The organism is Shewanella metallivivens, assembly GCF_028750675.1.
Taxonomy (GTDB): Bacteria; Pseudomonadota; Gammaproteobacteria; order Enterobacterales; family Shewanellaceae; genus Shewanella; species Shewanella metallivivens.
The window spans coordinates 267,091-293,821 of the sequence record NZ_JAQQPZ010000002.1; the positions used below are offsets into that span (position 1 = coordinate 267,091).

General features: G+C 41.9%; 22 protein-coding genes and 3 tRNA genes. 16 read left to right on the top strand and 9 right to left on the bottom strand.

What is annotated here, in order from left to right; genetic code table 11:
- Nucleotides 1–185: 185 nt before the first annotated feature.
- The 3 genes from PQR79_RS04065 to PQR79_RS04075 form a co-directional block, all read right to left on the bottom strand.
- Nucleotides 186–270 (bottom strand) — tRNA-Tyr (locus tag PQR79_RS04065).
- 28 nt (nucleotides 271–298) lie between these two features.
- Nucleotides 299–383, bottom strand: a tRNA-Tyr gene (locus PQR79_RS04070).
- Nucleotides 384–481: 98 nt separating this feature from the next.
- Nucleotides 482–566: transfer RNA gene (locus PQR79_RS04075), tRNA-Tyr, on the bottom strand.
- 125 nt (nucleotides 567–691) lie between these two features.
- Between PQR79_RS04075 and PQR79_RS04080 the strand changes: the two genes are divergently transcribed.
- The 3 genes from PQR79_RS04080 to PQR79_RS04090 all read left to right on the top strand — a co-directional run bounded on the left by PQR79_RS04080 (nucleotide 692) and on the right by PQR79_RS04090 (nucleotide 4,150).
- The gene (locus tag PQR79_RS04080) at nucleotides 692–1,189 is read left to right on the top strand and encodes a VC2046/SO_2500 family protein (protein ID WP_238103981.1); all 498 of its coding nucleotides are present in this window, start codon (nucleotides 692–694) and stop codon (nucleotides 1,187–1,189) included.
- 101 nt (nucleotides 1,190–1,290) lie between these two features.
- The gene (locus tag PQR79_RS04085) at nucleotides 1,291–1,581 is read left to right on the top strand and encodes a DUF406 family protein (protein WP_238103978.1); all 291 of its coding nucleotides are present in this window, start codon (nucleotides 1,291–1,293) and stop codon (nucleotides 1,579–1,581) included.
- A gap of 337 nt (nucleotides 1,582–1,918) precedes the next feature.
- Complete coding sequence (locus tag PQR79_RS04090) at nucleotides 1,919–4,150, top strand: bifunctional diguanylate cyclase/phosphodiesterase (protein WP_238103976.1); 2,232 nt, start codon at nucleotides 1,919–1,921, stop codon at nucleotides 4,148–4,150.
- On the opposite strand, the gene PQR79_RS04095 is transcribed toward PQR79_RS04090, so the two are convergent.
- Both PQR79_RS04095 and PQR79_RS04100 read right to left on the bottom strand, forming a co-directional pair.
- A complete protein-coding gene (locus PQR79_RS04095; protein WP_238103974.1) occupies nucleotides 4,147–4,629 on the bottom strand; it encodes a YchJ family protein in 483 nt (160 codons plus the stop codon). The two genes, PQR79_RS04090 and PQR79_RS04095, sit on opposite strands and share 4 nt — an antisense overlap.
- On the bottom strand, nucleotides 4,629–5,231 hold the full coding sequence (locus tag PQR79_RS04100; protein ID WP_238103972.1) for a YybH family protein: 603 nt from the start codon (nucleotides 5,229–5,231) through the stop codon (nucleotides 4,629–4,631). Before PQR79_RS04100 ends, PQR79_RS04095 begins: the two co-directional genes overlap by 1 nt.
- Before the next feature lie 127 nt (nucleotides 5,232–5,358).
- Between PQR79_RS04100 and smrA the strand changes: the two genes are divergently transcribed.
- Complete coding sequence (gene smrA / locus PQR79_RS04105) at nucleotides 5,359–5,961, top strand: DNA endonuclease SmrA (protein WP_238103970.1); 603 nt, start codon at nucleotides 5,359–5,361, stop codon at nucleotides 5,959–5,961.
- A 57-nt stretch (nucleotides 5,962–6,018) separates the two neighbouring features.
- Here the strand turns inward: smrA and PQR79_RS04110 are convergent, their stop codons facing one another.
- Nucleotides 6,019–7,887: a M2 family metallopeptidase gene (locus PQR79_RS04110; protein WP_238103968.1), complete on the bottom strand. Its 1,869-nt coding sequence runs from the start codon at nucleotides 7,885–7,887 to the stop codon at nucleotides 6,019–6,021.
- Nucleotides 7,888–8,080: 193 nt separating this feature from the next.
- On the opposite strand from PQR79_RS04110, the gene psrA reads away from it, so the two are divergent.
- Both psrA and PQR79_RS04120 read left to right on the top strand, forming a co-directional pair.
- The gene (gene psrA, locus PQR79_RS04115) at nucleotides 8,081–8,722 is read left to right on the top strand and encodes a TetR family transcriptional repressor PsrA (RefSeq protein ID WP_188920893.1); all 642 of its coding nucleotides are present in this window, start codon (nucleotides 8,081–8,083) and stop codon (nucleotides 8,720–8,722) included.
- Nucleotides 8,723–8,733: 11 nt separating this feature from the next.
- A complete protein-coding gene (locus PQR79_RS04120) occupies nucleotides 8,734–11,010 on the top strand; it encodes an acyl-CoA dehydrogenase (protein WP_238103966.1) in 2,277 nt (758 codons plus the stop codon).
- Nucleotides 11,011–11,366: 356 nt separating this feature from the next.
- On the opposite strand, the gene pyk is transcribed toward PQR79_RS04120, so the two are convergent.
- Together pyk and PQR79_RS04130 are read right to left on the bottom strand one after the other, a co-directional pair.
- Complete coding sequence (gene pyk / locus PQR79_RS04125; RefSeq protein WP_238103964.1) at nucleotides 11,367–12,806, bottom strand: pyruvate kinase; 1,440 nt, start codon at nucleotides 12,804–12,806, stop codon at nucleotides 11,367–11,369.
- Between the two features lie 319 nt (nucleotides 12,807–13,125).
- Nucleotides 13,126–13,980, bottom strand: a complete 855-nt coding sequence (locus PQR79_RS04130) for a MurR/RpiR family transcriptional regulator (protein ID WP_188920898.1) — start codon at nucleotides 13,978–13,980, stop codon at nucleotides 13,126–13,128.
- Between the two features lie 339 nt (nucleotides 13,981–14,319).
- Between PQR79_RS04130 and zwf the strand changes: the two genes are divergently transcribed.
- The 10 genes from zwf to PQR79_RS04180 all read left to right on the top strand — a co-directional run bounded on the left by zwf (nucleotide 14,320) and on the right by PQR79_RS04180 (nucleotide 23,473).
- Nucleotides 14,320–15,789 carry a glucose-6-phosphate dehydrogenase gene (gene zwf, locus PQR79_RS04135; protein WP_238103963.1) on the top strand — a complete coding sequence of 490 codons (1,470 nt, stop codon included), beginning with the start codon at nucleotides 14,320–14,322 and terminating at the stop codon, nucleotides 15,787–15,789.
- A 9-nt stretch (nucleotides 15,790–15,798) separates the two neighbouring features.
- Nucleotides 15,799–16,497 (top strand): 6-phosphogluconolactonase, encoded by a 699-nt coding sequence (gene pgl / locus PQR79_RS04140; RefSeq protein ID WP_238103962.1) that lies wholly within the window; start codon nucleotides 15,799–15,801, stop codon nucleotides 16,495–16,497.
- A gap of 11 nt (nucleotides 16,498–16,508) precedes the next feature.
- A complete protein-coding gene (gene edd / locus PQR79_RS04145; protein WP_238103961.1) occupies nucleotides 16,509–18,335 on the top strand; it encodes a phosphogluconate dehydratase in 1,827 nt (608 codons plus the stop codon).
- A gap of 20 nt (nucleotides 18,336–18,355) precedes the next feature.
- Nucleotides 18,356–19,000 carry a bifunctional 4-hydroxy-2-oxoglutarate aldolase/2-dehydro-3-deoxy-phosphogluconate aldolase gene (locus tag PQR79_RS04150; RefSeq protein ID WP_238103960.1) on the top strand — a complete coding sequence of 215 codons (645 nt, stop codon included), beginning with the start codon at nucleotides 18,356–18,358 and terminating at the stop codon, nucleotides 18,998–19,000.
- A 1,054-nt stretch (nucleotides 19,001–20,054) separates the two neighbouring features.
- Nucleotides 20,055–20,318, top strand: a complete 264-nt coding sequence (locus PQR79_RS04155) for a hypothetical protein (protein ID WP_238103959.1) — start codon at nucleotides 20,055–20,057, stop codon at nucleotides 20,316–20,318.
- A gap of 158 nt (nucleotides 20,319–20,476) precedes the next feature.
- Nucleotides 20,477–20,626, top strand: a complete 150-nt coding sequence (locus tag PQR79_RS04160) for a hypothetical protein (RefSeq protein ID WP_238103958.1) — start codon at nucleotides 20,477–20,479, stop codon at nucleotides 20,624–20,626.
- Nucleotides 20,627–20,749: 123 nt separating this feature from the next.
- Nucleotides 20,750–21,178, top strand: coding sequence for a hypothetical protein (locus PQR79_RS04165; RefSeq protein WP_238103957.1), 429 nt, complete (start codon nucleotides 20,750–20,752; stop codon nucleotides 21,176–21,178).
- 334 nt (nucleotides 21,179–21,512) lie between these two features.
- Nucleotides 21,513–21,731: a DUF6500 family protein gene (locus PQR79_RS04170; RefSeq protein WP_238103956.1), complete on the top strand. Its 219-nt coding sequence runs from the start codon at nucleotides 21,513–21,515 to the stop codon at nucleotides 21,729–21,731.
- Nucleotides 21,732–22,122: 391 nt separating this feature from the next.
- The gene (locus PQR79_RS04175; protein ID WP_238103955.1) at nucleotides 22,123–22,683 is read left to right on the top strand and encodes a hypothetical protein; all 561 of its coding nucleotides are present in this window, start codon (nucleotides 22,123–22,125) and stop codon (nucleotides 22,681–22,683) included.
- 97 nt (nucleotides 22,684–22,780) lie between these two features.
- On the top strand, nucleotides 22,781–23,473 hold the full coding sequence (locus PQR79_RS04180; RefSeq protein WP_238103954.1) for an aspartate/glutamate racemase family protein: 693 nt from the start codon (nucleotides 22,781–22,783) through the stop codon (nucleotides 23,471–23,473).
- A gap of 63 nt (nucleotides 23,474–23,536) precedes the next feature.
- Here PQR79_RS04180 and adhE read toward each other — a convergent pair whose 3' ends face one another.
- Nucleotides 23,537–26,134 (bottom strand): bifunctional acetaldehyde-CoA/alcohol dehydrogenase, encoded by a 2,598-nt coding sequence (gene adhE, locus PQR79_RS04185; RefSeq protein WP_238103953.1) that lies wholly within the window; start codon nucleotides 26,132–26,134, stop codon nucleotides 23,537–23,539.
- Nucleotides 26,135–26,731 lie beyond the last annotated feature (597 nt).

The window sequence follows — 26,731 nt, forward strand, 5'->3', positions numbered from 1 at the left end:
GATAATACTCGTTATTACAAATGAGTATAGATAATAACCAATATGAATAACGAAAAGAAGTGATAAATTTTTAACTGGGGAGTTGATAATTATTTATAATTAAATCAAAAGGTAATAAACAAAGATAACATAAAGGATTAACAGAAACACAGGAGAGTAAAGCGAAGATAACGCAAGATGTAAAATGGTGGAGGGAGAAGGATTCGAACCTTCGAAGGCTGAGCCGTCAGATTTACAGTCTGATCCCTTTGGCCACTCGGGAACCCCTCCACTGCGAAAGAAGATAACAAAGAAAAGATGGTGGAGGGAGAAGGATTCGAACCTTCGAAGGCTGAGCCGTCAGATTTACAGTCTGATCCCTTTGGCCACTCGGGAACCCCTCCGCACGTTTTCTTTATAACTCACTTTCTTTTTACACTTTAACGCTTTTTGTTTTAGCCATGGTAATCACTAAAACGAGTACATCATAAAACAACGCAAATGGTGGAGGGAGAAGGATTCGAACCTTCGAAGGCTGAGCCGTCAGATTTACAGTCTGATCCCTTTGGCCACTCGGGAACCCCTCCTCAATTGCGGCCGCCATAGTATTCACAAACCCTTTGTATGTAAAGCCTAAAATTGAAAAAAATTCTAAAGTTTTGATTTATTTGGTCGATAAAATATCAATGCACAAGAGTAGTGATGTTTTTATATGCAAATTGAGTCAACATTAGTCAATGAGTTACAAATAGGCGGCCGATTAAATGGGGCGATTGAACAAAATCGTCGTGGAGAATTTGGTTTACTATTGGCTATGTTATCGGCAGATGCCCGCGACATGGCTCAATTTCAGTTAGACAAGGATCTCAATGTAGATCAAAAATTGCGCAAACAATTTTCATTACCGCCAGCACAACCTTTGGTTGTAGATGTTACCAGTGATATACATCTCATCGATAACGCACCGCTATTTCAACAGCAGGGCGCGCGTCAATTTCAATTACAACAAGCATTAACGCCAGAAGCGATAGTGATAAGAGGGCCGCAACCCGACGCCATGGTCGAAGTATTAAGCAACTGTGATGAGTTAACGAAACGCAAAGCGTTAAACCGTTACCAACAACACACTGTGATTGAAGACATGCATTTCGTAGATCAATTAGCGACACAGCGTAAAATAAGCCAAACTATGGCCCAGCAATATGCTTAACAAAGAAGTAATATTTTTACTTATTTGTGAGCTTGGCAAACAAATTTTTGTAAAGTTTACGTTAGCATGTGTGCATTAAACCATGCACCTGAGGTGACAAAATGATCAAAGAAATTAAGCAGCAACAATCTGATTCTGTTAATGATAGTTGCACTGACTGCGGAAGTTACGTGGATATCGGTGCGGTAGTAGAAGCGGATGATACGTTATTGCAAATCAACCTGAGTGGTGAGAATGCATTAGCGCAAGCACAAGAATTGCAACAAGCCGCGCTAGCACGCTTTAGCGACACTAAAGTTAACATTGAGCAACAAGCAGACAGGATTACTCTGTCATTACAATTTGCTTTTAGTGTCGAAAAAATGATTTTTCAGTTAGAACACGCATTGTAACAACATGTAACAACACAAAATTAGTGGCTTTTTTTAACGAAGAAATATGCTAAGCATTTATTAAATATCAAGTTTTATTCTTTTTTAAACGTAAATGGAAAGGAACAAGTCACGATAAAATGGATTGCTGTTTTTGGACAACAAGTGTAATCTGCCGTTGATTAAAAAAGTATAGTAGCTATAGCTTATCTATAGTCTAGACTATGTCTAACAGCGGATTTCGCTCCCAAAGTTTATGTTGATTTATCTGGTATGTTTACAACCAATGAATAATAAAAATCATTTTAAATGATAAAGACCAGATAAACCGGTAATGAAGCCATGTTTCGGGATTTAAATGAATCAACAAGAGAAACAGCACTTATTGGAATTAATTGTAAATTCCAGTGCTAAACAACAAGGTGATTTTTCACAGACTTCAGCATTAGTATGCCAACTGCTGCAAGAACACTTTGATGCCTCATTCGTGTCTGTTTGGTTATTGTCCAATGATGCTGATAATGAACAAGTAAACCATGATGACCATTTTGTGTGTTCGCACAATCTTGTGGCCAGCCAAATTGCACCCTCATTACATCACGATCCCGCTTTACGTCAAACTAACACAATCGAGCCGCAATTCTTTACTGAGCTTCGCTCTCATCGATATATTTTATCAAGCGATCCAGAGCAACAATCTCTTATAAATCAATTTTCTGACTATTATCAACAACATGGGATTTTAACCAGTGTTGATGTTGCCATTCGTATTAATGGCCATATTGAAGGGGTATTGTCGATTGAGCATTGTGAAGAGACCAAATGGCTCAAGTCCGCAATTCAATTTGCCATTCAATGTGCAGACCAACTTGCGCTGACACTGGCGACACGCCACACCTATGACAGTAATGAACAAATATACTTATTACGAAATGCGACTGAGCAATCAGAGCATGTCGTGATGCTGGTCAATACCGATACTGGGATTGTTGAGTATGTAAATGGTGCCCATGAAAAAATGACCGGGCTTCCCAGAAATACCATTGAACATCACAGTGCTAAAAACCTCGATATATTCAAAAATAACCAACTGCTTTACACCAGCATTATTAGCCAAATACGCAACAATGAGGTCGTTAAGGGTAACCTAAAACTAAAACGTGCCGACGGCAGTGATTATTGGATGAATTATCACTTTTCACCTTTTGTGACTGAACTAGGTAAACATTATGCGTTGGTATCGAGTTACGACAACTCCGCTGAATACCTGCATAAAGCAGAATTAGAGCGCCTAGCCTGGCATTGCAACCTTACGGGGTTGCATAACCGCAGTTACTTTATTCCACAGTTAGAACGTGCGGTTGATGGCACATTAATACTCATTGATTTACTGAGCTTTAAGCGTTTTAACGATACTCATGGCCATGAGCAAGGTGATGCATTACTGGTTGAGATTGCACGCCGCTTAAAACATTTTGCCACCGCGGCAAACGCCATCGATGTCGCACGGATTGGTAGCGACGAATTTGCCATTTTATTACCTGAAAACGAAGATAATACCCCAGAGGCACAAGCTGATTTTGAGCAAGTGATAAAACGTCTCTATTTAAACCTTGCCGCGCCATCGGTGATATCACGAGAGAAAATTGAACCTAAAACAGCACTGGCTGTAGTGGATATTAAGTCGGTTGCTGGGTTATTTACGCCTTTATCCTGTGCCGATATCACACTACAACATGCTAAAAATAAGTCTGACATGCATTTTCAGTTTTTCAATGCAGATCTGTTGAGCGAATTTACCATTAACGCAGAGATTGAACGCGACTTACATCAAGCAATCCGTGGGCGTGAGTTTGAGTTGTACTATCAACCATTAATGGATTTAAAGACTAATCAATACATAGGTGCAGAGGCGTTAATCCGTTGGCATCACCCTAAAAAAGGTGTGCTTTATCCTGGTGCATTTATTGAAATTGCTGAACAAACGGGAATGATAAACCCCATCGGTGAATGGGTATTAGAGTCAGCATGTAAACAGCTTAATTTATGGCAACATAAAAACGTTAACATTGCGATGCACGTTAATGTTGCCGCGAGACAGTTTTTTAGTGGCAATTTATACGAGCAAGTGTGGCGTTTAGTGACTCGCTATCGTATTAAACCGAAAACCTTGATCTTAGAGATCACTGAAACTGAATTAATGGGCGACATTCGCTACGCAATCAATCTATGCCATGAATTGGCTGAATTGGGTGTGGGATTAGCAATTGATGATTTTGGTACCGGATACAGTTCAATGAAATATTTGAAACAATTTCCAATTTCTAAGTTAAAAATTGATCGCTCATTTATCATGGATATTTCGTCGAGCCGTGAAAGTCGTGAAATTGTGAGCGCGATAATTGCGATGGCTAAGGCTTTGAATATTTCGTTGACCGCAGAAGGGGTTGAAACCAAAGAGCAAGAAGCATTTTTAAGCTCAAGTGCTTGTCATCATGCTCAAGGGTACTTATATAGCCCAGCTATTCGCGTTAATGAATTTACGCAATTTATTGAGCAACATAAAATCTGGGTACCCGTCGAACATTAATGGGCTAACTTAGCACAGCATTGTTTAAACTTTTTACCACTATGACAAATGCATGGCTCATTTCTTGCGGGTAATCTCGTGTGCATTTGTTCTCCCTCAGTATAAAACCAACGACCTTGCTGTAAAACAAAAGCAGACCGCTCGTGTATAGCATCTATCTGTTTGCCCGCTATATACCAAGCTTTAAACGTTACCTCACCAGTTGTGCCAATTTGTTTAGCGTTTACCACTTGTAAGCCTAACCAATGGGTATTGCCTTGAGCCAACTGTTCAACGGTTAACCCTTGGCGGTAATCAGGGTGATGGGTTGCAAGTAAATAATCAAATTTAGCCGCCACAAAGGCACAATAGCGCGAACGCATCAGTTGCTCAGGTGTTTGCGCAACTGATTGGTCTGTATGCAATGGTAAACAACATTGTTGGTAGGCTTGCTGGCTGCCACAAGGGCACAAGTCGGCAGGGTTAATCACTTTGCTCATTATGGATTTGTACTCGTCTCAGTGTGCGGCGAGCTGATAAATTGACGACCGTAATATAGGTTAGGCACAGGTTTAGCATCATAGTAAAATTTGGGGGTTGCGTGAGTATTCGAGTCAACACTAATCCGCCATTGGCCATCATTGTCTTTTGCAAAAATGGTCACAAACTTACCTGCAAACTCACTGACTGGCTCGCCGGAGTCGGCACCCGGGTGAAAACGCACTAAATAATAGCCTATGTCGGTTGCGGTATTTTTATCTGTATGACGTACGACAACCCTAAAGTCGACTTCAAGTTTGGCTTGCTTACGTTTAATTTTGTCAAAAAAACGGGTATACAAACTGACAATATTCACTTTACCATGAATAATCCCTTTTTCTTGGGTTTCTGAAATGTATACCGCATCTTCAGTATAAATTTGTTCTATGCTTGAAAGATCTAATTGTTCAAATGCATGGGCTAGTTGGGTAAAATTTGCGTTTAGGGTTTTATGAGGGACGGTTTCTGCAGCGACAGAATGTAACGTGGTAATGCATAACCCTAAGGCCAGCACAGCCCCAGTAATTCTTAGTGTATTCAAACGGATCAATATTTTCTTCAATGAGTATTTCTCTTTTTTATATTCGGTACAACAAACTACAGTAGTAGGTTACCGTTTCTATCACTATAAATTATTCAATGATTTTGCCAAAGCGCATAATCTTTACAAAGTATGTAGGAGGTAAACCATGTCGTTTAAAGAAGATGATTTATTTTTACAAGAAATGGCAGATGTCACCCCCCTAAAGTCTGAGCGTCAAAGCATTGCAGCACAAACATGGTTAAACCCGCTTAGTGTAACAGAGGCCCAACTGGCAAAGCGAGCAGCGGCAGAACAACACGAATTGTTACAGTTATTACCGACCGATCCGCATTTAATTCATCCATTGCAGCCAGATGAAATGGTCAGTTATAAAGTCGACGGCATTCAAGATGAAGTGTTTAAGCAATTAAGACTGGGTAAATACCCGATTAAAACAGTCTTAGATTTACATGAATATCGTCTTAGCCAAGCTCGTGACAGTTTAGTCAATTGTTTATTGAGTGCATATGAACGCGGAGAGCGTAATGTATTAATCATTCATGGCAAAGGTTACAAAAGTAAACCATACCCAGCAGTCATGAAGTCAGCCGTGTGTCATTGGTTACAACAAATGGAACCTGTTACGGCTTACCATTCAGCTACGCGTAATCAGGGCGGTGTAGGCGCTGTTTTCGTGATGCTGAAAAAGTCTCAACAAAAGAAAATAGAAAACAGTGAGTTGAATCGAAAAGGTAGTGGTTTTAGATAAAAAACGGGCGCTAAATTGGCGCCCGTTTTACGTTAGTCACGTATTATTGATAACGCGTTACCATCCACACTGACGATTTGCTTCAGTGTTTTGTTCATTCAACCACACTTGTAAGGGCGCAAAATAATCTAACACTGCGTTGGCATCCATTTGTTTAGTACCGGTAACAACATTAAGGGCTTCAGGCCATGGTTGGCTCGAACCCATTTCAAGCATCTGATTTAATTTAGCTCCAGCGGCTTCGTTTCCGTAAATACTGCAACGGTGAACCGGGCCTGTATCGCCAGCAATATCACACAATGCTTTGTGGAATTGGAACTGCAAGACATGGGCTAAAAAGTAACGAGTGTAGGGTACATTACCTGGCACATGGTATTTTGCGCCTGGGTCAAAATCAGCTTCAGTGCGCGCAATAGGGGCTTTTACGCCTTGGTACTTTTCACGTAAATCCCACCATGCTTGATTGTACTGCTCTGGTTTAATTGTGCCGTTAAACACCTGCCAGCGCCATTGGTCAATCATTAAACCAAATGGCATGAACGCAATTTTATCTAAGGCTTGTCGTAATAATAACCCAATGTCTTTAGAGGCATCAGGTACTGTGTCTAATAAGCCAATTTTTTGTAAATACTTAGGCGTAATCGACAACGCTATCGTGTCACCAATGGCTTCGTGGAAGCCATCATTAGCCGAGTTTTTGAAGATAAACGGCTGGTTTTTATAAGCACGTTGATAAAAGTTATGGCCTAACTCATGATGAATAACGGTAAAGTCTTCAGCACTTTTTTGAATACACATTTTAATGCGAATATCATCTAGATTGTCTAAATCCCATGCTGAAGCGTGGCATACCACATCGCGGTCTTGTGGCTGAACAAAAAGCGAGCGACTCCAAAAGGTTTCTGGCAGAGCGTCAAAACCTAATGATGTGAAAAAGCCTTCCGCTTGCTTAACCATTTTGATTTCGTCATAGCCATTTTTTGCTAAGAGTTCGGTAACGTTATAGCCCGGGTCGGCATTTTCTGGTGCAACGCTGTTATAAATGGTGCCCCATTGTTGTGCCCACATATTGCCGAGTAAATGTGCTGGGATAGGGCCTGTTTTAGGAGCAACGTCATCACCGTATTGTTCGTTCAACTCACCACGTACATAACAGTGTAATGAGTCATATAGTGGTTTGATTTGGTTCCATAAACGATCAAGTTCTGCTGAAAACTCGTCAGGCTTCATATCATATTGGCTGCGCCAAAGTTCAGACAAATCAGCGTAACCCAGATCTTTAGCACCTTCGTTGGCGAGTTCAACTTCGCGCTCAAATAATGGTCGCATTGGCTTGGCTATTTCACGCCAGCCTTGCCAAGCTTCAAGCAGCACGGCTGGATCTTTCGATTCAGCCATTAAATTAGACAATTCTGGTTGAGTTAAACAACGACCATCAGCAAAACAATACTTCCCTTTACCGTATAAGCCGTTTAGCTCTGAGGCAATGCTGGCTAATTCAGCGTTTTTAGCCGGGTCAAGTGGGGCTGGTAACACTAAGCTACTGCGTAAACTATTGAGTTTTCTGCTATTAACGGCGTCAAGGTTCACATCTGCATATTTTGCCGCTTCTGTAGCATAGCGTACTGATGTTGAGGTGATTTTTTCACCCATAGCGGCAGACAATGCCGCTGTATCATCTGTAATGAAGTTTGAGTAAATCCATTCAGCGCGATTGGCTTCAACAGATAACGCAGCTAAGTCGGTTTCAGCTTGATGAATAAACTCAATTGCAGCCGCACTGTCAATTTTGGGTTCAGTTGTAATTTGTTGTTTATCTGCTGCAGATGTGCTGACAGATTCTTGTGTGTCGTTACAGGCACTAAGGCCTAACACGAGTGACACAATAAGGGCAATTTGAGACGGTTGTTTTAAAGGGAAGTTCATTTATTGGCATCCTTGTTTTTTTATCGGCTTTAGTTTACCTAAAAATGGTCAGCATTGCATAATAGCGACAAATTTACTGCAGTTGTCGTCGTTTATCTGCTTCGCTCAACTCAAAAAATACAATAATTTCGATTGACATCTGTGCGCTCAATGATTAATTTAAACGGGTGTTTAAATTAACTTGGGTCATGGGATGGCAAGCCGTACTGATACAAAAACAAGAATACTCGATGCAGCTGAAAAGTTGTTTGCTGAGAGAGGTTTTTCTGAAACTTCGTTACGACTAATTACCAGTAAAGCTGAAGTGAATTTAGCATCAGTGAATTACCATTTTGGTTCGAAAAAAGAATTAATCCGTGCCGTATTAGCAAGATACCTAGATGTGTTTATGCCAAGTGCAGCGATAGAAATTAAACGTTTACACAATGCACCTGAAGATGCATCACTAAACGAAATATTTTCTGCTTTAATTAAACCGTTACTAGAACTGAATAAAGTACGTAATGGCGGCACAATCATCTTTTTGCAGTTGTTAGGCCGAGGCTACATTGAAAGCCAGGGCCACTTGCGCTGGTTTATTACTACGCATTATGGTGAACACCTTGCCACGTTCGTGAAAGCGGTTGTTGCAAGTGCACCACACATTCCGCCCGCAGAGATGTTTTGGCGTTTGCATTTCACCTTGGGAACAATCGTGTTTACCATGGCTTCAGCAGATGCATTAAATGAAATTGCTGCAGCCGATTATGGTGAACACAACAACACCGAAGCAATTATTCGTAAAGTTATTCCATATATGGCAGCTGGTGTGGCTGTCCCTGTGTTAAACAATTAAGAAGGTATAAAATGAGTATCGTCATACTGCTAGTTATCGCGATCATTGTCCTCTTTGGTGTACGTAACATCCGGATGCAGTTTATTACCCGTCCTGTGTTTACGTTCTTCAGAAAAGTATTGCCGCCTTTGTCGACGACCGAGAAAGAAGCAATGGAAGCGGGCGATGTGTGGTGGGAAGGTGAGCTTTTCCGCGGTAAACCAAACTGGAATACCTTACACGGTTACGGTAAACCAACTTTAACCGCTGAAGAACAAGATTTTATCGATAATCAAGTTCAAACAGCCTTAACCATGATTGATGATTTTGACATTGTTCATAATCGTAAAGATTTGCCGCCAGAGTTATGGCAATACTTTAAAGAACAAGGTTTCTTTGCCTTAATTATCCCTAAAAAATACGGTGGCCGTGAGTTTTCAGCTTATGCTAACTCAACTATCGTTGCTAAAATTGCCACACGCAGTGTGAGTGCGGCAGTCACGGTAATGGTGCCTAACTCTTTAGGCCCTGGAGAGTTATTAACTCATTATGGTACTCAAGAGCAAAAAGAGCGCTGGTTACCGTCGCTTGCTGTCGGCAAAGACATTCCTTGTTTTGCGTTAACTGGCCCAGAAGCGGGCAGTGATGCAGGCGCAATCCCTGATGTGGGCATTGTGTGTCGCCGTGAGTTTGAAGGCGAAGAAACACTGGGTTTAAGCTTAACGTGGAACAAGCGTTACATTACGCTTGCACCTGTTGCAACGGTATTAGGCTTAGCCTTTCAAATGCGCGATCCTGATGGTTTACTCGGTGATGTTAAAAACCTAGGTATTACCTGTGCTTTAATCCCAACGGATCACGAAGGCGTAGAAATTGGCCGTCGTCATAACCCATTAATGATGGCGTTTATGAACGGTACCACAAGCGGCGAAGATGTGTTTATCCCGTTAGAGTGGATTATTGGTGGCCCTCAATATGCGGGTAAAGGTTGGCGTATGCTGGTTGAATGTTTGTCAGCGGGTCGCGGTATTTCATTACCTGCACTTGCAACAGCATCTGGCCATGTGTCGACTAAAACCACCACAGCTTACAGTTATGTTCGTCAGCAGTTTGGTATGCCTATTGGTAATTTTGAAGGCGTACAAGAAGCCATGGCGCGTATTATTGCCAACACCTATCAGCTCGAAGCGGCACGTCGTTTAACCACTCAAGGTATCGACTTAAAAGTGAAGCCTTCAGTTGTGACTGCAATTGCTAAGTACCACATGACAGAACTTGGTCGTGATGTGCTAGAAGATGCAATGGATATTCAGTCAGGTAAGGGGATTCAATTAGGGCCTAAAAACTATTTAGGCCATGCATTTATGGCTAACCCAATCTCGATTACGGTTGAGGGTGCAAACATTCTAACGCGTTCATTGATGATTTTTGGTCAAGGTGCAACACGTTGTCATCCATATGTATTGGCTGAAATGGAAGCCGCTGCGATGGAAGATGAAACATCGGCATTAGATCGTTTCGATTCGTTACTGCTTGGCCATATGGGATATGCGATAGGTAATGCTCTACGTTCATTCGGTAGCGCGTTAACGGGCAGTCGTTTTGCCAGTGCACCAGTGAGTGGTCCTACTCAGCAATATTACCGTGACATGACGCGTATTTCGTCATCACTTGCAATCATGACTGATCTATCGATGTTGATTATGGGCGGCGACCTTAAGCGTAAAGAAATGATTTCTGCGCGTATGGGTGATGTGTTAAGCCAATTGTATCTTGCTTCAGCGACATTGAAATTGTTTGAAGACAACGGCCGTCAACAAGACGATTTACCTGCAGTGCATTACGCAATGACTGAGCGTTTACATTTAGCGGCGAAAGCACTAGACGATGCTATCCGTAACTTCCCAAGCAAAATTGCGGGGGTATTATTACGCGTGCTGATTTTCCCACTGGGTAATTACTTTAATGCACCCAGCGACAAGTCTGCAGTTGATGTGTGTAAAGGTATGCTTAAACCTGGCCCTGCTCGTAATCGAATTACGTTCCTGTGCGGCGAGTTTGAGGGTGACACTAGTGGTATTGCTGAAGTAGAAAATGCATTCTTAGCAAAATATGCAGCCAAAGACCTGTATAAAAAACTGAAAAAAGCACAACGTAGTGGTCACTTAAAATCTAAGTTACCGATGCTTGAGCTGTTTGATGTTGCGCTTGAAAAAGACATCATTACCCAAGCTGAACATCAGCAATTGCTAGAAGCTGATGAATTACGCTTAGCAGCAATCAATGTTAATGATTTTGAAAAGCTGTAAATGACGTAACATCGTGTGATAACAATTAAGCCCTGGCTCTGTCGGGGCTTTTTTATTGCCGCTATCCGGTGGATCATAAAACACAGCATTAAAGTTTTATTAATGGTTTATATTCTTCACTGTAGTGATTATTCGTCATGTTCATTAGGCGATGGCGATGAATCGAGTGACCGATATTGCCCAATGAGCAACGCAAGTTGACGGCATTGATAAACCGCTTGGTTATGATTGCAGGAATACGACAGAAGCTCACGTAAATTAATTTAGGGCAATAAAAAAGCCAACCGCGAGGTTGGCTTTGTTTTTCGCCCCACAGACTCGCGAGTAAACGCTCTGTGTGGCTCGTAATTAGCTTACTAAGCTACAACCAGTACTTTACAAGTGTTGGTGCCGCCGATGGTTTCCATTGCGTCGCCTTTTGTCATCAGTACCATGTCGCCGCTGGCTAAGTAACCCGCTTCAACCATGCAGTTTAATGCTTCTTTAGCTAGCTCATCAGCTGGATATGCTGTTGAGTCAAACTTAATGGGTTGTACACCACGGTAAAGTGCCATGCTGGCTAATGTCTTTTGGTGACGTGATAGTGCAAAAATCGGTAAGCTAGAGCTGATACGTGACATTAATTTAGCCGTCGCGCCAGATTCGGTTAACGAGATAATCGCTTTTACGCCGGCTAAGTGGTTAGCGGCATACATAGTCGATAATGCAATGGTTTCTTCAACAGAAGAGAAGCTTTGATCCATACGGTGTTTAGATACTTTCACACTTGGGTGTGATTCTGCGCCTAAACATACGTTAGCCATTGCCAATACGGTTTCTTCAGGGAAGTCACCTGCAGCGGTTTCAGCTGACAACATAACCGCGTCAGTGCCGTCTAGCACCGCGTTAGCCACGTCCATGACTTCAGCACGAGTTGGCATTGGGCTAGTGATCATTGATTCCATCATTTGGGTCGCAGTGATCACTGCTTTGTTCAACTGGCGTGAACGTTGAATTAAACGTTTTTGCACTGCAACGAGAGCAGCATCACCAATTTCAACACCTAAGTCACCACGGGCAACCATAACAACGTCTGATGCTTTAATGACATCATCCATCGCTTCGTCAGTTTCAACGGCTTCAGCACGTTCAACTTTAGCGACGATTAATGCATTGCTACCCGCTTCAACAGCAAGCTTACGTGCTAGGTCTAAGTCAGCACCTGTACGTGGGAATGATACTGCTAGGTAATCAACATCAATCATTGCAGCTGTTTTAATGTCTGCCATGTCTTTTTCTGTTAATGCAGGAGCGGTTAAGCCACCGCCTTTTTTGTTGATACCTTTGTTATTAGACAAAGGACCAGCAACAGTAACAGTGGTAAATACTTTACGGCCTTCAACACGCTCTACACGTAATTGAACACGACCATCATCAAGCATCAAGATATCACCAATCACCACATCATCGGGTAATTGCTTGTAATCGATACCAACCTGGTTTTCATCGCCTTCACCTTTTGCTAATTCAGCGTCAAGGATGAATGCGTCACCTAGGTTAAGCTTAATTTTTTTGTTGTCTTTAAAAGTAGAAACACGAATTTTTGGACCTTGTAAGTCACCTAAAATGGCAACGTGCTTACCCAATTCTTTCGCGATGTTACGTGCATCAGTAGCACGCTTTAAATGATCTTCTGGTGAACCATGTGAGAAGTTAAGTCTAACCACGTTAGCACCGGCGGCGATAATTTTGCGTAAATTGTCATCGCGGTCAGTTGCTGGCCCAAGTGTTGTTACGATTTTAGTTCTGCGGAACATGAGATACTCCGTTAAAATGAAAAGAAAGATTTTTGTTAAATAGAATTTGGTTATTAAAGTACCTTAGTCATCTTAGTACTTAAATGATGCATATATATTAACAGACATTCGTCATTAATGTAGTAAAGTTACAAACAAAAAGACGTTTTTTAGTGTGTAATTTATGTGACAGATAAGTGATTTCTACAATAAAAAAAGCCTGCTGGGGGGATCCAGCAGGCTTTCATCGGTTTTCAAACTCATTTGATGCGGCTAAATATGATGATCAAATACACTGTCTAAGTGTAATAATTTAACAGCTTTTATGTATTTTTAGCGTTTAAATGGTCAAATCTTTGTTGATACGTGATTCTTTTAGCACTTCTTTTACGCGTTTTAAGTTGTCACGGAAACGCGGGCCGCGGCGCAATGTAAAGCCTGTTGCTAACACATCGATAGTCACTAACTGTGCTAAACGTGATGCCATGGGTAAGTACATGTCGGTGTCCTCTGGGACTTCCATGGTGACAGGTAGCGTGCACTCAAGTGACAATGGAGAGTTGCGGGCAGTAATACCAATTACAGCGGCGCCGTTTTCTCGTGCAATACGGGCGATTTCAATTAATGATTTGGTGCGGCCTGTGTGCGATATCAACACCACAACGTCACCTTCATTACAGTTAATGCAACTCATGCGCTGCATTAACACATCATCGAAACAAATCACTGGTACATTAAAACGGAAGAATTTGTTTTGCGCATCGTGAGCCACGGCAGAAGAAGCACCAAGACCAAAAAACGAAATTGTTTTAGCTTGAGTCAATACATCAACGGCTTTATTGATAGCCGCTGTATCAAGGCTTTGACGGGCTGTATCGAGCGATGCCATTGAAGATTCAAAGATTTTTGTTGTATATGAATCTGGTGAGTCATCTTCTTCAACATGTCGACTAACATAAGGTGTACCGTTAGCAAGACTTTGAGCCAAATGTAACTTAAAATCAGGGAAGCCCTTGGTATCGAGTCGACGACAAAAACGGTTAACGGTGGGTTCACTCACATCAGCCATTTTGGCTAAGGTTGCGATACTTGAATGTATAGCTGTCTGCGGTGAGGCTAATATGACTTCGGCAACTTTTCGTTCCGATTTGCTAAATTGGGTAAGGCTTTTTTGAACCTTTTCTAGGGTATTCATATGCAAGCATCCGCTTATAGTAGCTGGTTGAGTAGGGAATGTAAGTTTTATACCATAACTTACAGGAATTTCGTGATTTAAGTTATTTTTTTACCTTTTACACGATCCTGTTGTTATTTTTCAAGACATAGATCACGGTTAAATGGTTCCTAGGCCTCTTTATAGGCTGAAAATCATACCAGATATTAGACATGAATGACTAGGTTGTTGATGATGCAAAATTTGCAAATTAAAGATGCAAAAATAAGATTCTGTTGTTATATTACAACAAAAGTGTGTTTTTATTCATCGACCGAATTCGAACATGGCGCACACACATAATCAGGAGAGCTTTCAGCAATGGGCAAATCAATTGGAGCCAAGGCTTGTGACTTCGTACTTTTCGGTACTAAAGGCGATTTAGCTAGGCGTAAATTATTACCTTCTTTATATCAGCTAGACAAAGCAGAGTTACTCGATAAAGAGACAAAGGTCATTGGTGTTGCAAAAGATGCATTCACTCATGATGAGTTTATCGCCCTAGTCACTAAAGCGTTAAAGACGTTTGTTAAAGATGAGATTTGCCCAGCTACGCTAGAACGTTTCCTGAGTCGCTGTCATTATATCGGCACCAATTTTACCGAACCTGAAGGCTATAAAGCCTTCCACGATTTACTTGAGCCAAATAAACGTGTCATGGTGAACTACTTCGCAACACCTCCTTCTATTTTTGGCGCTATTTGTCGTTGTTTACACGAGCAAAACCTGATTCAACCTGATACTCGTGTGGTACTCGAAAAGCCCATTGGTACTGATTTAGAGTCGTCACACGTGATCAACGATCAAGTGGCCGAGTTTTTTAACGAAAACCAGGTTTATCGTATTGACCATTATTTAGGCAAAGAAACGGTGCAAAACCTAATTGCGCTGCGTTTTGCCAACTCTTTATTTGCATCGAAGTGGGACAACCGGACTATCGACCATGTCCAAATCACTGTTGCTGAAGAAGTGGGTATTGAAGGCCGCTGGGGTTACTTTGATGGCGCAGGCCAAATGCGCGACATGATCCAAAACCATTTATTACAAGTGTTAACGCTTGTCGCAATGGATCCGCCAGTCAACCTAGACGCTGACAGCATTCGCGATGAAAAAGTAAAAGTGCTTAAATCTCTGCGTCCAATTAACCAAGACAACGTGTACGAAAATACCGTCCGTGGTCAGTACAGTGCCGGTTTCTTAAAAGGCTCACCTGTACCTGGTTATTTAGAAGAAGACGACGCGAACACGAATTCAAATACCGAAACCTTCGTGGCATTGCGTGTTGATATTGATAACTGGCGTTGGGCAGGCGTGCCATTCTATTTGCGCAGCGGTAAACGTATGCCGTTCAAGAGCAGCGAAATTGTGGTGTACTTTAAAAACCCACCACACAACTTATATCGTGCGAGTTATCGTAATCTGCCACCGAACAAGTTAACCATCCGTTTACAACCGCATGAAGGGGTTGAAATCCAGATGATGAACAAGGTGCCGGGTCTTGAACAAAAGCAACGTCTGCAAACCACTAAGCTAGACTTAAGCTTTACAGATACCTTTAAAAACGAACGTATTGCCGATGCTTATGAGCGTTTATTACTTGAAGCCATGCTAGGCAACCAAGCCTTGTTCGTACGTCGTGACGAAGTTGAGCAAGCGTGGACTTGGGTTGACGGGATCATCCAGTCTTGGGAACAAAGCGGTGAAAAGCCGAAGCCCTATCCAGCCGGTACCTGGGGACCTGTCGCGTCAGTGGCATTAATCACTAAAGACGGCCGTTCTTGGGACGAGTAGGGAGCAGATATGATTAAAGAAACCGTATTTAAATCGTTTGATTCACCCGCTGACTTAGAAGCTAAATTAGCCGACAAAATTGCACAGCAATTACAAGATGCTGTTGATACACGCGGTAAAGCCAGCTTAGTGGTGTCGGGTGGTTCAACACCACTTAAGCTTTTTAAGCTGTTAAGCCAAAAGTTAGTTGATTGGAGTGATGTGTACATTACTTTGGCCGATGAGCGTTGGGTGAATGCAGATGAGCAAGACTCAAATGAAAGATTAGTTCGCGAACATTTGTTACAAAACCGTGCCGCCAGTGCCAAGTTTCGTGGTCTTAAAAACATGTTTGCAACCCCAGAAGCGGGTTGCGACATGACCAGTGAGTCATTGGCTAACTTTCCACGCCCGTTTGATGTGGTGGTGCTAGGCATGGGGACTGACGGTCACACTTGTTCATGGTTTCCGTGCAGTGTTGAACTTGACAATGCACTGACCACTAAAAATTTATGTGCTGCTGTTAATCCTACAACAGCCCCACATGCTCGGATTACGTTATCTAAAGATGCCATTTTGAATAGTCGTCAGATTTATTTGCATCTTGTCGGAGAGCCAAAATTAACTGTATATCATCAAGCACTTGAAAACGATGATGTTACCCAAATGCCCATTAGAGCCGTATTAGCGCAGCGTAAAACGCCCGTTGATGTGTTCTATAGCGCGTAAGGAGTTTTACCATGCATTCAGTAGTACAAGCCGTCACAGATAGAATTATTGCACGCAGTCAACAGTCGCGTTCAAGCTATTTATCTGCGCTAAACGATGCTAAAGCTCAAGGCGTTCACCGTAGCGCATTAAGCTGTGGCAATCTTGCACATGGCTTTGCCGCCTGTCAGCCAGTTGAAAAAGATTCACTGCGTCAATTGACCAAGGCGAACATTGGTATTGTGACCGCTTTTAACGATATGTTATCGGCACATCAACCGTATGAAACCTATCCAAACATGCTTAAACAAGCTTGTGCTGACGTGGGCAGTGTTGCTCAGGTTGCTGCGGGCGTTCCGGCAATGTGTGACGGTGTGACCCAAGGTCAACCAGGCATGGAGCTGAGCTTATTAAGCCGTGAAGTGATTGCCATGTCGACGGCAGTGGGTTTGTCGCACAACATGTTTGATGGTGCTTTACTATTAGGCATTTGTGACAAAATCGTACCAGGTTTACTGATTGGTGCATTGAGCTTTGGTCACTTACCGATGTTATTTGTGCCAGCTGGCCCAATGAAATCCGGTATTCCTAATAAAGAGAAAGCTCGAGTACGTCAACAATTTGCTCAAGGCAAAGTTGACCGTGCAGCATTGTTAGATGCTGAGTCTAAGTCTTATCACAGTGCTGGTACCTGTACCTTCTACGGTACAGCAAACTCTAACCAGTTAATGTTAGAAGTGATGGGCTTACAGCTACCGGGGTCATCGTTTGTTAACCCTGACGATCCATTACGTGACGAGTTAAGCAAAATGGCCGCTAAGCAAGTGTGTCGTTTAACGTCAATGGGCACGCAATATACGCCAATCGGTGAAGTGGTTAACGAAAAGTCAGTCGTTAACGGTATCGTAGCCTTATTAGCAACCGGCGGTTCAACTAACTTAACCATGCACATTGTGGCCATTGCCCGTGCCGCTGGCATTATCGTTAACTGGGATGACTTTTCAGATTTATCTGCAGCGGTGCCATTATTGGCCCGTGTTTATCCAAATGGTCATGCTGATATTAACCATTTCCATGCTGCTGGCGGTATGGCCTTGTTGGTTAAAGAATTGCTCGATGGTGGTTTGATCCATGAAGATGTCAATACTGTTGCCGGTTACGGTTTACGTCGTTACACCCAAGAGCCGCGTCTTATTGATGGCGAGTTAAAGTGGGTTGACGGTGTGACTGAATCGTTAGACAAAGAAGTATTAACCCATCTTGATACGCCTTTCCAAAGCAACGGCGGTTTAACCTTACTTAAAGGTAACTTAGGCCGTGCAGTGATCAAAGTGTCTGCAGTACCTGCAGGTAACCGTGTTATTGAAGCGCCTGCGGTTGTGATTAACGATCAAAACGAAATCGATGCCTTATTTAAGTCTGGTTCGTTAGACCGTGATTGCGTGGTTGTGGTTAAAGGCCAGGGCCCTAAAGCCAATGGTATGCCAGAACTACACAAACTCACGCCATTTTTAGGTACCTTACAAGACAAAGGCTTTAGAGTGGCATTAGTGACCGACGGCCGTATGTCTGGCGCATCAGGTAAAGTACCCGCTGCCATTCATTTAACGCCTGAGGCGTTGGACGGTGGCTTAATTGCTAAAGTACAAGACGGTGATGTAATTCGTGTTGATGCCACTACAGGTGAGTTATCACTTTTAGTTGATGAAACCGTATTAGCAAGTCGCACCGCTGGGGTTGTTGATTTACATCATTCAGCTTATGGCATGGGCCGTGAATTGTTTGGTGCGTTACGTCGCAGCTTAAGCAGCCCAGAAACGGGTGCTCGTAGTACTAATGCGATTGATGAATTATATTAAAAATAAAGGAAGACGGTAATATGATTGAGCCTAATAACTGGTCACTCCAACCACAAGATGTGTTTAAACGTAGCCCAGTCGTTCCGGTTATGGTGATAAACAAACTAGAACATGCTGTGCCTTTAGCGAAAGCTTTAGTTGCCGGTGGGATCAGTGTTTTAGAAGTGACATTACGTACTCCTTGTGCACTCGAAGCGATAGCAAAAATCGCCAAAGAAGTACCTGAAGCCCTTGTGGGTGCTGGCACTATTTTAAATGAAGCTCAGCTTAACCAAGCGGTTGCTGCAGGTTCGCAGTTTATTATTACTCCAGGTGCCACGGTTGATTTATTAAAAGCGGCTAAAAAGGGCACTGTCCCTTTGATTCCAGGTGTTGCGAGTATTTCTGAAATCATGGTGGGAATGGAGTTGGGTTACACTCATTTCAAATTCTTCCCTGCAGAAGCTTCTGGCGGCGTAAACGCGCTTAAGTCATTTTCAGGTCCATTATCTGGCATTCGTTTTTGCCCTACAGGCGGTATTAGTCCAGCCACTTACAAAGACTATTTGGCACTGCCAAATGTTGATTGTATCGGCGGCAGTTGGATTGCACCAACAGATGCAGTAGACAGTGAAGATTGGGATCGTATCACGCAGTTATGTAAAGACGCGCTAGCCGCCCTTTAATTAACCTTGTAATGACCACGTTAAAAACCAGCTTATTAGCTGGTTTTTTTATGGCTTTTTGGTTCATATAGTCGCTAGCATATGGCCTACGGCCACTGACGTCGTGGCGCTTCGCCCACACCAAAGTAAAGGTCGTAAGTTGTAATTTACGCAGGGTAGTGTGATTGTCTTCCCGGCAATGCTTTTGAGCCGGGATCCAGGTGTTAGATTTGTACTTATGTACTTTTGTACTTATGGCCTACGGCCACTAACGTCGTGGCGCTTCGCCCACACCAGACCAAGAGGAAACCAACGGCTGTTCCCTCTTTATTTTCGATAAAAGAATTGGCCCAGCCGACATATCAGAATTATCATTCTTTACTAAGCAATAGCAGCGATAATTTAGCGACGTGGTCTAATCCAGCTTTTAACTTAGTCTGAGTGTTCCTCAGCCACCTATTTATGGTAAAGAATGAAAATGCTAACGCTTCAGATGGGGCGTCCCTTCCCCTCCAAAGCTAGCTGGCCGTCCATGGCCAGCTCACGTTATTTTCTTCAACGGCCTCAAGTTCAGAGTTGAATTTGGACTGTTGCAAGCAATAAGTTTAAGTCATTGATGCCCCAAAACGTGTTTCAAATATGGTCAGAGGCCACTAACGTCATGGCGATTCGCTCAGCTTTACACTTCATCGGTAACAGGCTTATTAATGTCGGATAAATATCCAGTGTCAGCCATGTTTCCCACCTTTATGCAGTGCGCACTGTGTTTATGCACAGTTATAATGGGTTTTGACGTGTTTTCAAGCTGGGCTGACGAATATGCAAACTAAAGTAGTACAAAGAAGTTATTTACTAAATACATAATGTGTTGAAGTTATTGTATTTTTATTTTTAGTCGGATATTGAGTCCATTTTTAACGCGCAAGCTCGCTTTTATTGGTCAGTAGAATTAAATAAAACTGCTTTACAACAATAAGATAGCAAATGTAGGATGTTATTAATCAATAACTTGAACGGCCGACTTTAAATTCACTTTGCCGTTCAATAAGCCGTTAGCTTACATGGAGAGTTCAGATTGAGTCGTACCAAAAAAGTAAAGGTTACTGTCGAATGCCCTGAGATAATTCCTCTTCAATCCATAGCTGCAAACCAATTAAGGATGGCTGAGGAAGAGCAAGCTGGTCATAAATTTAGATGGATAATACCATCTATGATATTTTCAGTTTTCTCTGTAGAGGCAATGGCTAATGTATATGGTTCTCAATTATTTAAAAACCAGTGGAAAAACTTTGAATCAACATCGATCATTGGAAAAATCATATTAGTTTCCAAGAGCTAGGTATAGATGTTGATTTTTCTGCTCAGCCTTGGCAGACAATACAAGAAATGATTAAGTTCAGAAATTGGTTAGCTCATTCTAAGCCGCATAAAACAACAGCAACTCATGAGGTGCCGTATGATACCCCAAATGAGGAACTTCCTAGGTTATTTCCAGACATGAAAATAACTACTTATTCAGACTTTGAAAGTGCTAATAGATATGAAGATGCTGTGCGACAATTAGAGTTAAGATGGACACATGGTGCAATGTCTAAGAATATAGACATTGATTTAGTTGGTATGCCTCAATATACAAATGTAAGCTAACAAGCGCATTAAATCTGACGTTACACATTGTCCGATTTTTTGCTTAAAAGAAAAGGGCGCCAAAAAGCGTCCTACATGTTCCGCAGCTTATGCGGGCGTTAGGTATACAAAAGGAACTTGTGCATGAATCAACCTCTAAACTCAACATGGCAGATAACAGGTGCTTCACTTATAGGTGGGCCATTAGCTGGATTTTACTTATTGCATAAAAACTTTAAGGTTCTGGGGCAATCATCATCAGCCAAACTTTCCCTGAATCTAGGTTTTACCTTTGCACTTTTACTGGTTTTAGTGGTAATTTTTGCACCTGAGAACTTCAATGGTATTGTTTTCGCAGGAATATATTGTGGCTTGATTAGAATGTATGCAGAAAAAATACAAGGTGAGCATTACTCCAAGTATATTGAAAATGGCGGCTCTAAAGCTTCACATTGGCAATGGTTTTTGACTGGTATTATTTCCTTGCTTATTTTTTTATTAGTAGCTTTTATTGTCGCATTTCTACTAATGAGCTTTGCGCCTGATACTTTGCCAGATCACTGGTACGAGTAAAGTATACCTAACACATATGAGCCTTCCGCCAGTCAATAGGCGAGCCTAACTTATTTGACTGCTTTTGCAGTCAAATACCTTTAGTATCCAAGATGGTCAATCAACAAATTCATCTACTTCTTCTGTCATTTAGCTGTCAAATCATCGTGCTTTTAGTCACAACAGTATGCAAACACATCATAGAGGCTCTCTTATTGCGATTTATTTTAAATTAAAGAATGCTGCCTGACGCTTTTGATTCCTTTGAAGATCTCTTTTTTTATTTGATTTTGACTGATAGAGTTATTTTACAGTCTCGTCATATGCCTTTCAGGGGTTAGTGAAAAATTAGATTATGAGAACAGAATTAAGATCAAAAATTATCGAGGTTTGCGATAAGAAAATAGCAGTTAAAGGTGACAATGTAGGATTATCATTCTACGCATTCTTTAAGAATAAAAATGATAATCCAGAATTACTTATGGAGGCAGCAACATGGTGGATACAAACCCATAAATTAGATCATTTCGTTAAAGCTCATAAAATTAAAGAAATGGTTCAAAGTAATTTATAGTCTGCATATAACACCACGACGTTAGTGGCCGCAGGCCATAAAGTATATAGTGGGGTCAGGGTAAACTTTTATAAAAAGCAAATCGAAACACTGACTTTTTAAACGCTTCTGTCCAAAAACGAGTTGTTCTTAGCTGTCAAATGCTCAAATTCAACTCTGAACTTGAGACCGTTGAAGACTTTTTACAAAAAAATACGTGGGCTAGCCAAGGCCTTACACGCACATCTGACCCATATGGATATGGGAAATGCCATTATGATGTCGGGAGCATCATTGACCATGCCAACACGACGTTAGTGGCCGTAGGCCATATCTTAAAAAGCCTTTCAATTTAGTTGGGTCGGCAATTTAGTTGAATAATAATAAAACCTAGCTTACATAAAGGGTAAACATGACAACTTATTTCATTTATACCAGGAAACAACGTTCGTCAGCATTGTTACTGATTTTGAATGCTGTCGTGGCACTCCTTTTATACGCAGCAGCGCACAAATATCTACCAACGTTAACGAACGATACCCATGCGTTAGCACAACTGTTTGGGGTCGTTGATATCGCCATTTGGGTTGTTGAAGCGTTATTGCTTGGATTAGCATTATGGTTTTGGTTTGAAAATAAACAAATTAGGGTGTGTGTCACGCCAACGACTTTGTCTTATTTTGACCCCACCTTTGGGGATGTGAGCTGGCAGGTTAAGATTTCTGACATTACAGAATTAAAGCAAATCAACCATACAGGGCAAGAATTTATGTCAAACCTGATAGTGCTCAAAAATGGAGAATATAGGCAACTAATGTACTCAAACTATCGAGGATTTGATCGACGTGCTTTTTTTGATGCACTTGTATTAGCCAACCCGAATATCATTGTGCCAGAGAGTATATACAGCTACAAAATACAAAGACCTTCATGGGCTAAACGCATTCGGAAAAAGTTTGGGTTAGATGAGTAATCTTTAAACATTAAGTCGAGTCAGGGTAACTGTTTATAAAATGAAGTATTGATAAAATCAGTCTAAGTATCATCAAATTCACATCACAGGAATAAGCATGAAAACCATTGGCATGATTGGCGGTATGAGCTGGGAGTCAACGCAAAGTTATTATCAGGCAATTAACCAAGGGGTTAAGGCGGCCTTAGGTGGTTTACATTCAGCGAAGGTGTGTTTGTATAGTGTCGATTTTGCTGAAATTGAAGCTCTGCAACATCAAGGGAGATGGGATGAAACTGCCAAGATATTAGCTGATGCCGCGGTAGCGGTTGAAGCCGGTGGCGCTGATTTTGTACTGATTTGTACCAATACCATGCACAAAGTGGCTGATGAGATACAGGCGAGAATTTCGATCCCGATATTGCATATTGCTGATGCGACTGCCAATGCACTACTGGCCGACGGCATCACTAAGGTGGGCTTGATAGGCACCCGCTTTACCATGGAGCAAGACTTCTACAAACGCAAGATTAGCGACAATTACCCCATTGAAGTGATTGTGCCCAGTGCCGATGACCAAACGCAAATTCACGATGTGATATACCAAGAATTGTGTTTAGGTAGGATTAACCCAAAATCACGAGAGGCTTATTTAACCATTATTGATAAGTTGTTTGCTCAAGGCGCGCAAGCGGTGATTTTAGGTTGCACTGAAATTGCCTTGTTAGTGCAGCAACAACACACTCAAGTACCCTTATATGACACTACTCAAATCCATGCTAACAGCGCAGTTTTGATGTCGTTAGCGTAAGGATAAAATAACGCCTTAAGCGTGGTTGCACTTAAGGCGTTGTGTTATGGCTAAAAAGTAAGACTAGTTTTTATAAGCGCGGCCATAGAAGCTGTCTAATAACACTTGCTTAATCTCGCTAATGAGTGGGTAACGAGGGTTTGCACCTGTACATTGGTCGTCAAACGCATCTTCAGCAAGTTCATCCAATTTAGCGATAAAGTCTGCTTCGTTGACACCGGCTTCTTGAATAGAGGCTGGGATCCCTATCACCTTCTTAAGCTCTTCGATTTTCTCAATGAGCTTTTCAACTTTTTGCTCATCTGTTTTACCACCTAACTTTAAGTGCTCACTAATGGCTGCATAACGACACAATGCTTTAGGGCGGTCATATTGACTGAACGCCGCTTGTTTGGTTGGCATGTCTGTGGCGTTAAAACGAATAACATTAGAGATTAACAGTGCATTGGCTAAACCATGGGCCAAGTGGAACTCAGCACCTAATTTGTGTGCCATTGAGTGACAGACCCCCAAGAACGCGTTGGCAAATGCAATACCGGCAATAGTGGCGCCGTTATGGACTTTTTCACGGGCTACTGGCGCTTTCGCACCTAGCTCATAAGCATCGGGTAAGTATTTGACCAGTAAATCGAGTGCTTGTAATGCCTGGCCGTCGCTGTATTCGTTTGCCATCACACTCACATAGGCTTCAAGTGCATGGGTTACCGCATCAATGCCACCAAAGGCCGTTAATGACTTGGGCATGTCCATCACTAGGTTTGGGTCAACAATGGCCATGTTTGGGGTTAATTCGTAATCGGCTATGGGGTATTTCATGCCAGTGGCTTCATCGGTCACTACCGCAAATGGTGTCACTTCTGACCCAGTACCAGATGTGGTTGGAATGGCTACCATTTTGGCTTTACGGCCCATTTTAGGGAACTTGTAGATACGCTTACGAATATCCATAAAGCGTAGGGCTAAATCAGCAAAATCAACATCTGGGTGTTCGTACATCACCCAAATGATTTTTGCTGCATCCATAGGTGAGCCGCCACCTAATGCAATAATCACATCTGGCTGGAAGCTCTGTGCCACCGCTGCGCCTTGACGAACAATGGCTAATGTTGGGTCAGCTTCAACTTCATAAAAGACTTCAGTTTCTAGCCCTTGTGCTTTTAAAATCTTTAAGGTTTCGTTGCAATAGCCATTATTGAACAAGAATTTGTCGGTAATGATTAATGCGCGTTTTTTGTCGCTTAATTCTTCAAGGGCAATGGGTAAACTGCCACGACGGAAGTAGATTGATGAAGGAAGCTTGTGCCACAACATGTTTTCAGCCCTCTTGGCGACCATTTTTTTGTTGATTAAGTGACTTGGGCCAACGTTTTCAGAAATTGAGTTACCGCCCCAAGAGCCACAACCTAAGGTTAACGATGGGGCTAACTTGAAGTTATATAAGTCACCAATACCGCCTTGTGAAGCCGGGGTGTTAATCAAAATTCGCGCAGTTTTCATTCTAAAGCCAAAGGCTTTGATGCGGGCTTCTTGGGTGTCTTGATCTGTGTATAGACCAGATGTATGGCCAATACCGCCTAAAGTGACTAATGCTTCAGCTTTGTCCATCGCGTCATTAAAATCTTTGGCTTTATACATACCCAATAACGGTGATAGCTTTTCATGGGCAAATGCTTCAGCGTCATTAATATCGGTCACTTCGCCAATCAACACTTTGGTGTGGCTTGGCACGGTAATGCCTGCCATAAGGGCGATGTTTACTGCGCTCTGGCCAACGATGTCAGCATTAAGTCCGCCATTTTTAAGAATGACATTTTGCATTGCTGCGGTTTCGGCTTTAGACAACATATAGCCGCCATAGTGAGCAAAGCGCTCTTTGACTTGCTTATAGATACTTTCAACTACGATAACAGCTTGCTCAGAGGCACACACAACGCCGTTGTCGAAGGTTTTAGACATTAAAATTGAGCTTACAGCGCGCTTAATGTCTGCTGTTTCATCAATGACGATTGGCGTGTTACCCGCGCCAACACCAATCGCTGGTTTGCCAGAAGAGTAGGCGGCTTTAACCATACCTGGGCCACCAGTGGCTAAAATGAGGTTAATTTTTTCGTGAGTCATTAATTGATTTGATAACGCCACGCTGGGTTGATCTATCCAGCCAATAATGTCTTTTGGCGCACCTGCCGCTACAGCTGCATCTAATACAATTCTTGCTGCTGTTGTGGTTGAGTTTTTAGCTCTTGGGTGCGGCGAAAAAATAATGCCGTTACGGGTTTTTAAACTAATAAGCGCTTTAAAAATGGCCGTTGAGGTTGGGTTTGTTGTGGGCACAATACCGCAAATAATCCCGACAGGTTCTGCAATAGTAATGGTGCCGAAAGTTAAATCTTCTGACAAAATGCCACAGGTTTTTTCATCTTTATACTTGTTATAAATGTATTCCGATGCAAAGTGGTTTTTAATGACTTTGTCTTCAAGCACACCCATACCGGTTTCAGTCGCTGCCATTTTGGCAAGAGAGATGCGGGCATCTGCTGCCGCTAAGGCTGCGGCTCTAAAGATAACATCAACTTGTTCTTGGCTAAAGCTAGCAAATTCCGCTTGTGCTTTGGCTACACGTTCAACCAGTAGATCGAGTTCTTGAGTGTTAGTTACAGTCATGTTGATTTCCTCTAAAAATATTCAACAAATCGATTTTGTAAAATATTCTTTGTAAATAAAATTACAGATATTTATGTTGTTCTGCTGTGATAACGGCCACAATTTGCCTATAAATGTAATTTTATTACAACATGTTGACATTGTTTTTGAACCGTATGACGTGTGTTGAGGCGTTTCTCCTATTGTTGTCGTGGTTAAAATGGAAATTTATTGTGCACTCATATGGTACAAATTAGTGTACTCAAAAGAGGGCCTTTATACGATTTTAGGTCGATTTTGATGATTGTTCTTTATTCAAAATAGAGTGATTTTTAATCACTTGCAGGTGGCTTATCTAACGACTTTTAACAAAGTTGAAATATTACACGATTGAATTTAAATAATATTTTATTATTACAATTATTAAATAAGCAATAGCTAAACCTTGGTTTGCTTATTTAATTGACGAAATGTGATTGACATCAATATGAAGAAAAGGGAATATGCTCAACAGAAGGGCATATGCCCACTGGTGGAGCAAATGCCTACTGAGAGTGTTGGCAGCGAATACATTGCTATTTTTTACTCACAAGCTACACATTTTAGGTTTCACGACAG

Bases quoted from the DNA above. Each gene is read 5' to 3' on its own strand.
- pyk (WP_238103964.1), bottom strand. From the start codon at position 12,806: ATGTTCCGCAGAACTAAAATCGTAACAACACTTGGGCCAGCAACTGAC.
- PQR79_RS04175 (WP_238103955.1), top strand. From the start codon at position 22,123: ATGACAACTTATTTCATTTATACCAGGAAACAACGTTCGTCAGCATTG.
- PQR79_RS04150 (WP_238103960.1), top strand. From the start codon at position 18,356: ATGATTGAGCCTAATAACTGGTCACTCCAACCACAAGATGTGTTTAAA.
- PQR79_RS04170 (WP_238103956.1), top strand. From the start codon at position 21,513: ATGAGAACAGAATTAAGATCAAAAATTATCGAGGTTTGCGATAAGAAA.
- psrA (WP_188920893.1), top strand. From the start codon at position 8,081: ATGGCAAGCCGTACTGATACAAAAACAAGAATACTCGATGCAGCTGAA.
- adhE (WP_238103953.1), bottom strand. From the start codon at position 26,134: ATGACTGTAACTAACACTCAAGAACTCGATCTACTGGTTGAACGTGTA.
- PQR79_RS04110 (WP_238103968.1), bottom strand. From the start codon at position 7,887: ATGAACTTCCCTTTAAAACAACCGTCTCAAATTGCCCTTATTGTGTCA.
- PQR79_RS04095 (WP_238103974.1), bottom strand. From the start codon at position 4,629: ATGAGCAAAGTGATTAACCCTGCCGACTTGTGCCCTTGTGGCAGCCAG.
- PQR79_RS04080 (WP_238103981.1), top strand. From the start codon at position 692: ATGCAAATTGAGTCAACATTAGTCAATGAGTTACAAATAGGCGGCCGA.
- PQR79_RS04130 (WP_188920898.1), bottom strand. From the start codon at position 13,980: ATGAATACCCTAGAAAAGGTTCAAAAAAGCCTTACCCAATTTAGCAAA.
- zwf (WP_238103963.1), top strand. From the start codon at position 14,320: ATGGGCAAATCAATTGGAGCCAAGGCTTGTGACTTCGTACTTTTCGGT.
- PQR79_RS04165 (WP_238103957.1), top strand. From the start codon at position 20,750: ATGAATCAACCTCTAAACTCAACATGGCAGATAACAGGTGCTTCACTT.
- PQR79_RS04120 (WP_238103966.1), top strand. From the start codon at position 8,734: ATGAGTATCGTCATACTGCTAGTTATCGCGATCATTGTCCTCTTTGGT.
- PQR79_RS04160 (WP_238103958.1), top strand. From the start codon at position 20,477: ATGAAAATAACTACTTATTCAGACTTTGAAAGTGCTAATAGATATGAA.
- PQR79_RS04085 (WP_238103978.1), top strand. From the start codon at position 1,291: ATGATCAAAGAAATTAAGCAGCAACAATCTGATTCTGTTAATGATAGT.
- smrA (WP_238103970.1), top strand. From the start codon at position 5,359: ATGTCGTTTAAAGAAGATGATTTATTTTTACAAGAAATGGCAGATGTC.
- edd (WP_238103961.1), top strand. From the start codon at position 16,509: ATGCATTCAGTAGTACAAGCCGTCACAGATAGAATTATTGCACGCAGT.
- pgl (WP_238103962.1), top strand. From the start codon at position 15,799: ATGATTAAAGAAACCGTATTTAAATCGTTTGATTCACCCGCTGACTTA.
- PQR79_RS04180 (WP_238103954.1), top strand. From the start codon at position 22,781: ATGAAAACCATTGGCATGATTGGCGGTATGAGCTGGGAGTCAACGCAA.
- PQR79_RS04090 (WP_238103976.1), top strand. From the start codon at position 1,919: ATGAATCAACAAGAGAAACAGCACTTATTGGAATTAATTGTAAATTCC.